Source organism: Ornithinibacter sp., assembly GCF_035443565.1.
Classification (GTDB): domain Bacteria; phylum Actinomycetota; class Actinomycetes; order Actinomycetales; family Dermatophilaceae; genus Fodinibacter.
Genome location: NZ_DAORSO010000039.1, coordinates 7,630 through 19,942 on the forward strand (window position 1 = coordinate 7,630; position 12,313 = coordinate 19,942).

Sequence of the window (12,313 nt, forward strand, 5' to 3'; positions counted from 1 at the left end):
ACCCCGGGAGCTTGCGACCGGGGTTTTTGCGTTGGCGGGTGGCGAGGGGATGCCGGGAGCAGGAGCCGAGCGCGCGACGAAGGAGCGCGGACGGCGACGGCGGGTCCCACCGCCACCGGCTGGCAATGCGGGAGTGGCCTCGTGCCGAGGCAATGTCCGCCACTGGCGGGCGCAGACCGACAAAGACCCCCCGATTGAGCCATGGTGGCCGCGCGGCGCCGAGCCATAGCGTGGGTGAACTGTCAACAATCGGGCCTGCGGGTCCTCGTCACCCCGGAGCGACAATCCATGAAGATCCTGCACGTGATCGCCACTCCGCGCGGCGACCACTCCCAGACCCTGCCCTTCTCGCGTGCCTTCCTGGGTCACCTGGCCAAGGCCCGGCCGGACCTCACCGTCCAGGAGCTCGACCTGTCCACCACGACGCTCCCGACGATCGACGACACGATCGCGAGCACGAAGTACCGGCTCATGCAGGGGCTCCCCGTAGACCTCGATGCTGCAAAGACGTGGCCGCGGGTCGAGGCACTGATCGACGACTTCGTCTCGGCCGACCTCTGCCTGATCACCACCCCGATGTGGAACTTCGGCCTGCCCCACCAGCTCAAGCACTGGATCGACTGCATCGTCCAGCCGGGCTACACCTTCTCCTTCGAGGGTGGTTACCCCTCCCCGCTGGTCCACGGCACGTCGATGGTGTGCATCACCTCGCGCGGGTCGGACTACTCCCCGTCCGGGCCGATGGGGGCCTACGACTTCCAGGAGCCGTACCTGCGCGCCATCTTCGGCTTCATCGGGGTGACCGACTCCGAGTTCGTGCACGCCCAACCGCTGGACCACCCGGTGCTGCGCGAACAGGCCCACGCTGACGCGATGGAGGCGGTCGAGAAGCTCGCCTCGGCGCCACGCTGGGCCGCCTGAGGTCGCATCCCTGTCGGTCGCAGGCTGAGGTGTCAGCCTGCGGCGGCAGCGGCGAGCTGGTGCTCGACCTGCTCGACCGACAGGACGTGCTGCACGACCATGGTCGCCGCTCCGATGACGCCCGCGTGCCCGGCGGTGCGTGACGCGACGATCTGCAGGTCGCCTGTCGCGAGCGGCAGGGACCGTCCGTAGACGACCTCTCGGATGCCGGCGAGCAGGCTCTCGGCGGACTGCGCGAGTCGTCCGCCGACGACGATCACGGACGGGTTGAGCAGGCTGACGCAGGTCGCGAGGACGTGGCCGATCTCGCGGCCGGCGTCACGGATCGCGGTGGCCGCGGCGAGGTCGCCGGCCTTGGCCAGTCGGACGAGGTCGCTGCTGTCCTGGAGGTCCACCCCGCGCTCACGCAGGGCACGCACGATCGCCGGGCCACTCGCGACGGCCTCGAGGCACCCGAGGTTGCCGCAGGTGCAGCGGGTGTCCCCGCCGTGCAGCGCGGCAACGTGTCCGAGGTCGCCGGCCGTGCCCTGGGCCCCTCGGTGGAGGCGTCCCCCGCTGATGATGCCCGCCCCGATGCCGGTCGCCACCTTGACGAAGAGCATCTGCTCCACGTGCGGGTACATCGTCGCGTGCTCGCCCAGGGCCATGATGTTGACGTCGTTGTCGACGAGGACCGGCCCACCGAGGGCCGCCATCACGTGGCCCGGCACGTCGTAGTTATCCCAGCCGGGCATGATCGGGGGCAGCACCGGTCGCCCGGTGGAGTGCTCGACCGGGCCCGGCAGCCCGATCCCGACACCGGCCAGGTCGGCCCGGCTGCGGCCGGCGCTCTTGAGCAGGGCACGCGACGTCCTGGCCACCTGGTCGAGCACGGCCTTGGGCCCAGCGGTGACGTCGAGGGTCAGGGCGGCCTCGTCGAGGACGCGAGCGCGCAGGTCGGTCAGGGCGACGAGTGCGTGGGTGGCGCCGACGTCGACACCGATGACGACTCCGGCGTCGGGGTTGAATGCCAGCCTGGCCGGTGGGCGCCCACCGGTGGAGGCCGCCTCGCCCGAGGGGGTGAGCAGCCCGGCGGCCAGGAGCGCATCGACCCGAGCACCCACCGTGGACCGCGCCAGCCCCGTCATCCTGATCAGTTCGGCCCGGGTCCGCGGGGTTCCGTCGAGCATCAGTTGCAGCAGTTCGCCTGCCCCTGACGTCCCGCCCGGGGCCGCGAACGAAGCAGCCGTCGTGGTCACGCTTCGTAGTCAAGCACATTGCCCTTCGCCATGTCTCGAATCCATAACATCGGCAGATCCGGAGAACTTTTGCTTGACGCTCAGACAAAAGTGCCACTAGCGTCCCTTCGCATGGCAGGCAACGGCGCCGCGACCCTCCTGGGCATGGCCGACATCGTGAAGCGTTTCCCCGGAGTGGTCGCACTCGGCGGGGTGGACCTCGACGTCCGACCCGGCGAGGTGCACTGCCTGCTCGGCCAGAACGGTGCCGGCAAGTCCACCCTGATCAAGGTGCTCGCGGGGGTCCACCAGCCCGACGAGGGATCGATCACCTGGCAGGGCGAGGAGGTGCGGTTCGCGCACCCGCAGGCAGCCATGGACCTCGGTATCGCCACCATCTACCAGGAGCTCGACCTCGTCGAGGGCCTCACGGTCGCCGAGAACATCTACCTCGGACACGAGCGCAGCCGCTTCGGCTTCTCCCAGCGACGCAGCACCGCCAAGCTCGCAGCCGGCCTGCTCCAGCGACTCGGACACCCAGTACTGGGGCCCCACGGCGACCATCGCCTCGTCCCGGTGGATCGTCGAGGCGACCCGGCGGGTGTTGCCGCACCACGACCTCACGCTGGCCTACGTGCCGCACCTCGACTACGACCTCCAGCGGTTCGGGCCGCGCTCGCCGCAGGCGCGCGCCGCGGCATCCGAGCTGGATGCCGTGCTCGCGCCGCTCCTCGACGACGCCGCCCGCCTGGGCGTCGAGGTCATCGTGCTCAGCGAGTACGGCATCACCGAGGTCGACCGCCCCGTGCACCTCAACCGGGTGCTGCGCCGGGCCGGGCTGCTCGAGGTGCACACGCAGGCCGGGATGGAGTACCTCGACCCGTGGGCGTCCACGGCGTTCGCCGTCGCCGACCACCAGGTGGCCCACGTCTACGTGCGCGATGCCGACCGGGTCGAGGAGGTGAGTGCGCTCCTGCGGGACACCCCCGGGGTGGAGCAGGTGCTCGACCGCGCCGGGCAGGCGGAGGTGGGGCTGGACCACGAGCGGTCCGGGGACCTCGTCGTCGTCGCCGAGCGCGACGCGTGGTTCACCTACTACTACTGGCTCGACGACGCCCGGGCACCGGACTTCGCGCGCGGCGTCGAGATCCACCGCAAGCCGGGCTACGACCCCGCCGAGCTCTTCTTCGACCCGGCCGACCGCACGGCCAAGGCTCGCGCCGGCCTCGCGCTCGTGCGCAAGAAGCTCGGGCTGCGCTACTCGATGACCGTCGTCCCCCTGGACGCGCGGTGGGTCAGGGGCAGCCACGGGCGGCTCCCGGACGACCCCGAGGACGGACCCGTGCTCATCACCTCCACACCGGGGCGTCTGCGTGAGAGCGTGGCAGCGACCGACGTGCGCGACCTGGTGCTCCGGGCCGCCGGCGTCGACGTCGATGTCCTCATGGCCCGTTGACCCGCCTCGCGCACGACCGCCTGACACCCCAACCCTCCCGGCCCCCATCACCCCGACCGCAAGGAGCACTTCGATGACCCGTCCGATCACCCTCTTCACCGGCCAGTGGGCTGACCTCCCGTTCGAGGAGGTGTGCCGCCTCGCTGCGTCGTGGGGTTACGACGGGCTCGAGATCGCCTGCTGGGGAGACCACTTCGAGGTCGACCGGGCCCTTGCGGAGGACGACTACGTCGCCGGGCGCAAGGAGATCCTCGAGCGCCACGGGTTGAAGGTGTGGGCGATCTCGAACCACCTCGTCGGCCAGGCGGTCTGCGACGACCCGATCGACCAGCGCCACCGGGACATCCTGCCGGCGGCCGTCTGGGGCGACGGCGACCCCGAGGGGGTGCGCCAGCGCGCTGCGCAGCGGATGGCCGACACCGCGCGCGCTGCCGCCCTGCTGGGCGTCGACGTCGTCATCGGCTTCACCGGGTCCGCGATCTGGAAGTACGTCGCGATGTTCCCGCCGGTCTCGGCGGAGACGATCGAGGCCGGCTACCAGGACTTCGCCGACCGCTGGAACCCCATCCTCGACGTGTACGACGAGGTCGGTGTGCGCTTCGCCCACGAGGTGCACCCCAGCGAGATCGCCTACGACTACTGGACCACCGTGCGCACCCTCGAGGCCATTGGTCACCGACCGGCGTTCGGGCTGAACTGGGACCCGAGCCACATGGTCTGGCAGCAGCTCGACCCGGTCGGCTTCATCTGGGACTTCCAGGACCGGATCTACCACGTGGACTGCAAGGACGTGCGGATGCGCGTCGGCAACGGCCGCAACGGCCGCCTGTCCTCCCACCTGCCCTGGGCCGACGCCCGGCGCGGCTGGGACTTCGTGTCCACCGGCCACGGCGACGTGCCGTGGGAGGACTGCTTCCGGGCGCTGAACTCGATCGGCTACGACGGGCCGATCTCCGTGGAGTGGGAGGACGCCGGGATGGACCGGTTGATCGGCGCCGCCGAGGCCGTGGGCTTCGTTCGCCGGCTGGCCTTCGACCAGCCCGAGGCAGCGTTCGACGCCGCCTTCAGCTCCGGCGACTGACCCCACTTCTGCGGTCGGGGGTGTCAGCGCCAGAAGGGCTCGATCGCGGCCAGCCGTTCGCAGGCCGCGATCCCGGCCTCGACCAGTGCCGCCTCATCGACCTCAGGAGCGCCGGCGCCCACCGACCGCAGCAGGGAGTCGGCGATGTGGTGGTCGTTGACGGCCCCCAGCGCTGACTGCACGTCCTCGACGTACCAGGCGTAGGCCAGTGGCCCGGTGAGCACCTCGCCGCTGCTCGTCACGACGCGAAGCCCGCTCCCGGCATCCGACGCGTGCGGGTAGAGGGAGGCGAAGAACTCGCACCCGTACCTCAGCTTCTTGGCCTCGATGCGCACCCGGTGGCGATCGGCCGGGGACATCTCGGCGATGTGGTCGTGCTGCCCGGCGACGCGGAGCCAGCGCTTCTCGAGGGCGTTCGCGGCCAGCTCAGCCACGGGCGGGTCATCGCCCAGCTGAAACGGCACCCCGAGCAGGGCACGGTCGAACGCGGCGCTGGCCCTGTGCCACCTCGGCCGCCCGAGGACGTGCAGCACCTCGTCGTACGCCGACTCGCGGGCCTGAAAGAGCGCCGCCACCTCGCGCTCGTGGCGGCCGTCGAGGACCTCCCCAGCGAGCAGCACGTCGAGGTCACGGGCGTGACCGAACGGCAGGGCGAGCTCCCGGATGGCGTGCGCAGCCGCCACCGCGGGCGACTGCTTCTCCAGGACCGGCCCGAACAGCGACACCGCGCACCTCAGCCGGCGGATGCCCACCCGGGTCTGGTGCAGGTGCGGCATCGCCCGCGACTGCACCAGCCGGCACTCGTTGGTGCGCCAGTGCTCGGTGCACTCCGTGGCCACCACCGCGAAGGCCGCCCGCGCGCTCATCCCCGCTGAGAGTGAGATCGGCGCAGCCTTGCGGGGGAGCGCGTCGGCGCCGAGGTCGACGAGGGCGCTCATCGCAGCCGGGTCATCGCCGTCGTCGTCATCGGGGGGTGCGGCGGGTCACGACGCCGAGGGCGCGGGACAGGTGGGCAGGCCGGATGCCGTGGCGGCGGGTGCGAGCCCCGTGTACTTCGCCCCGAGCGCGACGTCGACGGTGGTGCCCTTGCGCTTGTCGGCGAACAGCACCGTGCCCTTGGGCAGCGTGGACTGAAGGAGCTTCGCCTGGGCCTCACCGGAGGGGCCGTGCCGGACCTCTGCGACGGTGGGGGCCTTGCGCTTGCTCGGGTCGTTGGCGACCTTGCCGATGACGAACCCCCGCTCGGTGAGCGACGTGGACACCGATGCCGCCAGGCCCTTTCGGTTGGACGCGTTGTAGACGTTGACCGTGGTGTCCTCGGCCCGGACCGCCTTGGGGTCGAACGGGGCACACGTGGCAGCAGGCGGCCGGGCCGCGACCGCCTCGGTCTCGGCCTGGTAGTACGACCACGCGTACCAGAACGCGAAGAACAGGCCGAGCAGCACGACACCGATGGTGATCAGGGAGCGGCGCCGCTGGCGCTGGTGGGGGTCCACGGCATCCGACGTCTCGCTCATCACACCTCCATCACAACGAGAGGACCCGGGCGTGCAGGGTCGGTCGCTGGTGCAGCGCGGCGCGCAGCGCGCGGTGGAGGCCGTCCTCGAGGTAGAGCGTGCCCTGCCACTCCACGACGTGGGCGAAGAGGTCGCCGTAGAAGGTGGAGTCCTCCGAGAGCAGCATCTGGAGGTCGAGTTCGCGCTTGGTCGTGACGAGCTCGTCGAGGCGCACGAGACGCGGAGGCACCCCGGACCACTGGCGCGTCGTGTACCCGTGGTCTGGGTAGGGGCGATTGTCGCCGACTGCCTTGAAGATCACGGGGTCACTGTATGCCGCGTCGTGCCGCACCGCCCGGTGTAAGTGCCGGACGCGCACTAGATTGGCGCGGTGACCGAGAACGTGAAGACCAGCCAGCTCGACGAGATCCGCGCGGGGTACGCCTTCGACGGCCCGACCCTCGAGTTCGGTGCCGCCGTCATCGACGGGGCCGCGCACCCCGACGCGAAGGTCCGCATCCCGCTGTCGGCGATGAACCGCCACGGTCTCGTCGCCGGCGCCACCGGAACCGGCAAGACCAAGACCCTCCAGCTCATGGCTGAGCAGCTCGTCGAGCAGGGAGTGCCCGTCTTCCTCGCCGACATCAAGGGGGACCTGTCGGGGATGGCGAGCGCGGGTGAACCGGGGGAGCGGATCACCTCACGGTCGGCCGACATCGGCATGGACTGGCAGGCGACGGCCTACCCGGTGGAGTTCTACGCACTCGGTGGGCAGGGCACCGGCATCCCCGTGCGGGCCAGCGTCTCGACGTTCGGGCCGACCCTGCTCTCGAAGGTCATGGGCCTGAACGCCACCCAGGAGTCCAGCCTCGGTCTGGTCTTCCACTACGCCGACACCAAGGGGCTGTGGCTCGACACCATCCCCGACCTGCGGGCCGTCGTCCAGTTCCTCACCAGCCCCGAGGGCAAGGCCGACCTCAAGGAGCTCGGTGGCCTGTCGTCGGTCACGGCCGGGGTGATCCTGCGCGAACTGGTGAACTTCTCCGCCCAGGGCGCCGACGTGTTCTTCGGCCTGCCCGAGTTCGACACCGCAGACCTGCTGCGCACCGCACCTGACGGCCGCGGCCTGATCTCCATGCTCGAGCTGCCGGGGGTGCAGGACCGCCCGCAGCTCTTCTCGACCTTCCTCATGTGGCTGCTCGCCGACCTGTTCCACGACCTGCCCGAGGTCGGGGACCTCGACAAGCCGAAGCTCGTCTTCTTCTTCGACGAGGCGCACCTGCTCTTCAACGGGGCGAGCAAGCAGTTCCTCGACGCGATCCAGCAGACCGTGCGGCTCATCCGGTCCAAGGGGGTCGGCGTGTTCTTCGTGACCCAGTCACCCAAGGACGTGCCGGGCGACGTGCTCGCTCAGCTCGGCAGCCGCGTCCAGCACGCCCTGCGCGCGTTCACCCCGGACGACGCGAAGGCCTTGAAGGCGGCGGTGCGCACGTACCCGAACACCGACTACGACCTCGAGGAGGTCCTGACCTCGCTCGGCACCGGTGAGGCCGTGGTGACCGTCCTCTCGGACAAGGGAGTGCCGACGCCGGTCGCCTGGACCCGGATGCGCGCCCCGGAGTCGCTCATGGCCCCGTCGCCGCCGGCGCTGCTCACCGAGGCCGTCGCCGTGTCGCCGCTGGCCGCCAAGTACTCGACCTACCTCGAGCGCGAGTCGGCCTCGGAGATGCTCGGCAAGGCTGAGATCGCCCGTACCGAGGCCGAGAAGCTCGCCGCGCAGGAGGCCGAGAACGCCAAGGTGCGTGCCGCAGCCGCTGCTGCAGCCGAGAAGGAGCGGCTGGCGGCCGAGAAGGTCGCCGCGCGCGAGGCAGCCAAGGAGGCTGCTGCACAGGCGAAGGCCCGCGCCGCCGAGGAGCGCCGCCAGGCTGCTGAGCCGAACGTGGTCGACAAGGTCGTGAAGTCGAGTGCGTTCAAGTCGATGCTGCGCTCGGCGGGCACGGTCATCGGCCGAGAGATCACCCGGTCGGTGTTCGGGACCAGCCGCCGCCGCTGACCCGCACACACCCCGCGGAGCCGCTTGTCGCGGTGCCGCCGATCCGCTCGTCGCAGATCCTTCCTCCGGTCGCAGATCCGTACTCCGCTCGTGCGCCCTTGCAGCAGCGCCCATCCGGAGCAAGGACGCACATCGGGAGCAAGGATCTGCGACGAGCAGCGCGCAACCCCCGCTGCGGCCGGGTCAGAGGGTCAGGATGGCCTTGGCGTACGCGCACTCGAGGTCGGCGTCGGTGACGGTGCGCACGTACCCCGGGGCGACGGCATACGTCAGTTCCCACGCGTCCTCGAGCCGCCGCACCACCTCGAGGCGGTCACCGAGCAGCTCGCGCAGCTGGTCCTCGCGGGGCAGCCACAGCGCCTGGTCGAGCGTCACCGAGTCCAGCGCCCACTCGGTCGTGCCGTTGAAGCCGAGCAGTGACTGGTCGCGGTAGGTCTGCACCTCGACGGTGAGGTCGCTGATCCAGAACACCTCACCGGTCAGCAGCTCGGCATCGATGACGAACCGGTCGCCGGCGGCGGGCTCCCACAGGACGCCGGCGCCGATGAGGTCACGCGCGAGCTCGACGGTGATCATGGCGACATTGTGGACCACGACCGGATGCCGGCCCACGAGCGATCGTGACCCACGACCGGATGCCGGCCACCCGGCATCCGCGCGCACCTCCTCAGCCGAGCAACCAGACCACGAGCATGATCACGGGCACCGCCCCGGTCGTCGTCACGAGGATGGTGTCGCGCGCCAAGGTGCTCGACCGGTCGTAGCGGGTGGCGTGCACGAAGATGTTCTGCGCCGTCGGCAGGCTCGCGCACACGACGACGGCGAGCAGGGCGTGACCCGACAGCCCGAGCGCATGGTGCGCCACGGCATACGCCACGAGGGGCTGGACGGCGAGCTTGAGCGCGCTCGTCAGGGCGAGCTCACCCGGGGGGACGTCGCCCCCGAACCCCGGCCCCAGGCGCAGCGAGATGCCGTAGGCGAGCAGCATGCCGGGCACTGCCATGGCCCCGATCAGCTCGACCGGATCGGCCACGAGCGGCGGCAGGCGCCAGCCCGTGATCGACAGGAGGAGCCCCACGAGCGTGCCGATCGTCAGGGGGTTCGTGAACGGCCGCAGCAACACCTCGGAGACTGACGGTCGGGTGCCGCGCACGTCGGCGTCGAGGACGGCCAGGGCGAGGGGCTGGAGCACGAGCAGCTGCAGGAGCAGGGTCGGCGCGACCAGTGCCGCGTCCCCGAGCACGTAGGCGGCCACGGGCAGGCCGAGGTTGCCGGCGTTGACGTAGGAGGCCGAGAGGGCGCCGATCACTCGTTCTCCGGCCGATCGGCGCCACCGCCACCGGGCGATCAGCATGTACGTCCCCGCCGGCACGAGCACCGCGACCACCGTCGCGGCCAGCCCGCGCGACAGCACGTCGCTGACATCCGCCTGGGCGACGGTCGTGACGAGCAGCGCGGGGGACGCCACGAAGAACGCGATCCGACTGAGCACCTGCTGCGCCCCGAGGTCGACGACCCCGAGGTGGGCGACCAGCGCGCCGACACCGATGACCGCGACGATCGTCGCGAACCCCAGGATGACGCTCTCCACGGGGCCATCGTCGCCCCGATGCCGATCTGCCCGCCCGAGGGTCCGCGCACCGAACTTCTGCGTCGACCTACCTCGGGGGGTGGGCCAGCCCGCCGCCGATCAGGCGCCGGGGCGCAGCACCGGTCCGAGCGCGTCGAGCACCGACGCGTCCTCGATGGTCCCGGGCACCGTGGGCACCTTGCCGTCGGCCAGCTCGCGCATCGTCTTGCGCAGGATCTTGCCCGAGCGGGTCTTCGGCAGCCCCGCCACGATGTCGACCTGCTTCAGGCTCGCCACGGCGCCGACCTCGTCACGCACCCGCTGCACCAGTTCCTTGCAGATGCGCACACCCTCGTCGCCAGCACCGTCGACGCCACCCTTGAGCACGACGAGACCGCGGGGCACCTGGCCCTTGAAGTCGTCAGCCACGCCGATGACCGCGCACTCGGCGACGGCCGGGTGGCCGGCCAGGGCGGCCTCGATCGAGCCGGTCGACAGCCGGTGTCCGGCGACGTTCAGCACGTCGTCGGTGCGCCCCATGACGTACAGGTAGCCGTCGGCGTCGATCATCCCGCCGTCACCGGTGAGGTAGTACCCCTCGTACACCGAGAGGTAGCCGGCGACGTAGCGCTCGTCGTCCTCCCACAGGGTCGGCAGGGTGCCGGGCGGAAGGGGCAGCTTGATGGCGATCGCGCCCTCGTGGCCGGGCGGCATCGGCTGGCCGGCGTCGTCGAGCACCTGCACGTCGTAGCCGGGCACCCGCACCGAGGGCGAGCCCGCCTTGATCGGCATCGGCTCCAGACCGCGCAGGTTCGCCGCGATCGGCCAGCCGGTCTCGGTCTGCCACCAGTTGTCGACGATCGGCACGCCGAGCACCTGGCTGGCCCACTCGTAGGTGTCGGGGTCGAGCCGCTCGCCCGCGAGGAACACGGTCTGCAGGCTCGACAGGTCGTGACCGGCCATGAGGGACCCGGTCGGGTCCTCGCGCTTGATGGCCCGGTACGCCGTCGGGGCGGTGAACATCGCCTTCACTCCGTGCTGGGCGATGACCCGCCAGAAGGCGCTCGCGTCGGGGGTGCCCACGGGCTTGCCCTCGTAGAGCACCGTCGTCGCGCCCGTCAGCAGCGGCGCGTAGACGATGTAGGAGTGGCCGACGACCCACCCGACGTCGGATGCCGTGAACCACACGTCCCCCGGCTCGATGCCGTAGACGTTGGCCATCGACCACCGCAGCGCCACGGCGTGGCCGCCGTTGTCGCGCACGATGCCCTTGGGGCGCCCGGTCGTGCCCGAGGTGTAGAGCACGTAGAGCGGGTCGGTCGCCTCGACCTCGACACACCCGACCGGTTCGGCGTCGGTGACGAGCTCGTCCCAGTCCAGCTCCTCCCAGTCGGTGTCGCGCTCGCCGACCGAGGCCGCCGCCTGCTCACGCTGCAGGACGATGACGGCCTCGGGGGTGTGGCTGCTGCGGTCGAGCGCGGCATCCAGCATCGGCTTGTACTCCACGACCCGGCTGGGCTCGATGCCGCAGGATGCCGCGACGATCACCTTGGGCTTGGCGTCCTCGATCCGGGCGGCGAGCTCGGCCGGGGCGAACCCGCCGAAGACCACCGAGTGGATCGCTCCGAGCCGGGCGCACGCGAGCATCGCGACGACGGCCTCGGGCACCATCGGCATGTAGATGACGACCCGGTCGCCCTTGGCCACCCCGAGGGAGTCCAGCGCGCCGGCGAACGTCGCGACCCGGGTGAGCAGCTCGGCGTAGCTGATCGTCTCGACCGTCGAGGTGACCGGGCTGTCGTAGATCAGCGCGGCCTGCTCGCCGCGGCCGTCGCGCACGTGCCGGTCGAGGGCGTTGAAGCAGGTGTTGAGGGTGCCGCCACGGAACCACCGGTAGAACGGCGGGTTGGTGTCGTCGAGCACCGTCGTGGGCTCGGTGACCCACTCGATGGCGCTGGAGGCGTTGCCCCAGAACGTCGTCGGGTCGGAGATCGACTGCTCGTATGCCGCTGCGTAGGCGCCGTTGCTCATGGAACCTCATCGTGCTGGGGTCGCTCGCTCGGCGCCACCGGTGCGGTAGGAACCGTCCGTGGGCGGGCGGTTGGCGCGACGAGCGGATGCCAGACCGCCCGGAGGGAGATTCCACGGCACTGGAACGGCCCCGGTCGCAAGCTCCCGGGGCCGTTCTGTGTGGCGGAGGATGGGGGATTTGAACCCCCGAGGGTTTTATCCCAACACGATTTCCAATCGTGCGCACTAGGCCACTATGCGAATCCTCCGCGGGCGAGGCTACTAGAGGGAACGCTCGCCCCGAAATCGCGGCGGTGCGATGATGGCACCGTGAGCACTGGGGGAGTGTCGGGAAGCGACTGGAACGCCATCGTCAAGGGGGGTGATCCGCCGTCGGTGACGCAGAGCGCGCCGTGGCTCGCCGGCATCCGACTGACCCTCGCGCAGGTGCCCGTCAGGCAGGTGCTCGGTGCGGCAGCCGTGCTGGTCTGGGCCGTCTGGCTGATCGC

Annotated in this window: 10 protein-coding genes, 1 tRNA gene and 2 pseudogenes; 5 read left to right on the forward strand and 8 right to left on the reverse strand. The window is 70.9% G+C overall.

Features of this window, described 5'->3' with window-relative positions; genetic code table 11:
- Window positions 1-288: 288 nt before the first annotated feature.
- Window positions 289-921: an FMN-dependent NADH-azoreductase gene (locus PLL68_RS06455; protein WP_324532754.1), complete on the forward strand. Its 633-nt coding sequence runs from the start codon at window positions 289-291 to the stop codon at window positions 919-921.
- A gap of 32 nt (window positions 922-953) precedes the next feature.
- Here the strand turns inward: PLL68_RS06455 and PLL68_RS06460 are convergent, their stop codons facing one another.
- The gene (locus tag PLL68_RS06460) at window positions 954-2,090 is read right to left on the reverse strand and encodes an ROK family protein (protein WP_502910680.1); all 1,137 of its coding nucleotides are present in this window, start codon (window positions 2,088-2,090) and stop codon (window positions 954-956) included.
- Window positions 2,091-2,303: 213 nt separating this feature from the next.
- On the opposite strand from PLL68_RS06460, the pseudogene PLL68_RS06465 reads away from it, so the two are divergent.
- From PLL68_RS06465 to PLL68_RS06475, 3 genes and pseudogenes are all read left to right on the forward strand, one after another.
- Window positions 2,304-2,570, forward strand: a pseudogene (locus tag PLL68_RS06465) (ATP-binding cassette domain-containing protein); the annotation flags it as partial.
- Between the two features lie 127 nt (window positions 2,571-2,697).
- Window positions 2,698-3,594, forward strand: a pseudogene (locus PLL68_RS06470) (alkaline phosphatase family protein); the annotation flags it as partial.
- A 73-nt stretch (window positions 3,595-3,667) separates the two neighbouring features.
- Window positions 3,668-4,675 (forward strand): sugar phosphate isomerase/epimerase family protein, encoded by a 1,008-nt coding sequence (locus tag PLL68_RS06475; RefSeq protein WP_324532757.1) that lies wholly within the window; start codon window positions 3,668-3,670, stop codon window positions 4,673-4,675.
- Window positions 4,676-4,698: 23 nt separating this feature from the next.
- Here the strand turns inward: PLL68_RS06475 and PLL68_RS06480 are convergent, their stop codons facing one another.
- Genes PLL68_RS06480 through PLL68_RS06490 form a run of 3 tightly spaced genes read right to left on the reverse strand, consistent with a single transcriptional unit; the run spans window position 4,699 to window position 6,493 of the window.
- Window positions 4,699-5,613, reverse strand: a complete 915-nt coding sequence (locus PLL68_RS06480; protein ID WP_324532759.1) for a CHAD domain-containing protein — start codon at window positions 5,611-5,613, stop codon at window positions 4,699-4,701.
- Between the two features lie 45 nt (window positions 5,614-5,658).
- Window positions 5,659-6,192, reverse strand: a complete 534-nt coding sequence (locus PLL68_RS06485) for a LytR C-terminal domain-containing protein (RefSeq protein WP_324532761.1) — start codon at window positions 6,190-6,192, stop codon at window positions 5,659-5,661.
- A gap of 10 nt (window positions 6,193-6,202) precedes the next feature.
- On the reverse strand, window positions 6,203-6,493 hold the full coding sequence (locus PLL68_RS06490) for a type II toxin-antitoxin system VapB family antitoxin (RefSeq protein ID WP_159901581.1): 291 nt from the start codon (window positions 6,491-6,493) through the stop codon (window positions 6,203-6,205).
- 69 nt (window positions 6,494-6,562) lie between these two features.
- Here PLL68_RS06490 and PLL68_RS06495 point away from each other — a divergent pair, with 69 nt between their 5' ends.
- Entirely contained in the window at window positions 6,563-8,224 is a 1,662-nt protein-coding gene (locus tag PLL68_RS06495; RefSeq protein WP_324532764.1) for a helicase HerA-like domain-containing protein, read from the forward strand.
- A 183-nt stretch (window positions 8,225-8,407) separates the two neighbouring features.
- On the opposite strand, the gene PLL68_RS06500 is transcribed toward PLL68_RS06495, so the two are convergent.
- The 4 genes from PLL68_RS06500 to PLL68_RS06515 form a co-directional block, all read right to left on the reverse strand.
- Window positions 8,408-8,800 carry a hypothetical protein gene (locus tag PLL68_RS06500; RefSeq protein ID WP_324532766.1) on the reverse strand — a complete coding sequence of 131 codons (393 nt, stop codon included), beginning with the start codon at window positions 8,798-8,800 and terminating at the stop codon, window positions 8,408-8,410.
- A gap of 91 nt (window positions 8,801-8,891) precedes the next feature.
- Window positions 8,892-9,815 (reverse strand): AEC family transporter, encoded by a 924-nt coding sequence (locus PLL68_RS06505; RefSeq protein WP_324532768.1) that lies wholly within the window; start codon window positions 9,813-9,815, stop codon window positions 8,892-8,894.
- Window positions 9,816-9,914: 99 nt separating this feature from the next.
- A complete protein-coding gene (locus PLL68_RS06510) occupies window positions 9,915-11,825 on the reverse strand; it encodes a propionyl-CoA synthetase (protein ID WP_324532770.1) in 1,911 nt (636 codons plus the stop codon).
- Window positions 11,826-11,985: 160 nt separating this feature from the next.
- A tRNA-Ser gene (locus tag PLL68_RS06515) sits at window positions 11,986-12,073 on the reverse strand.
- Between the last annotated feature and the right edge of the window lie 240 nt (window positions 12,074-12,313).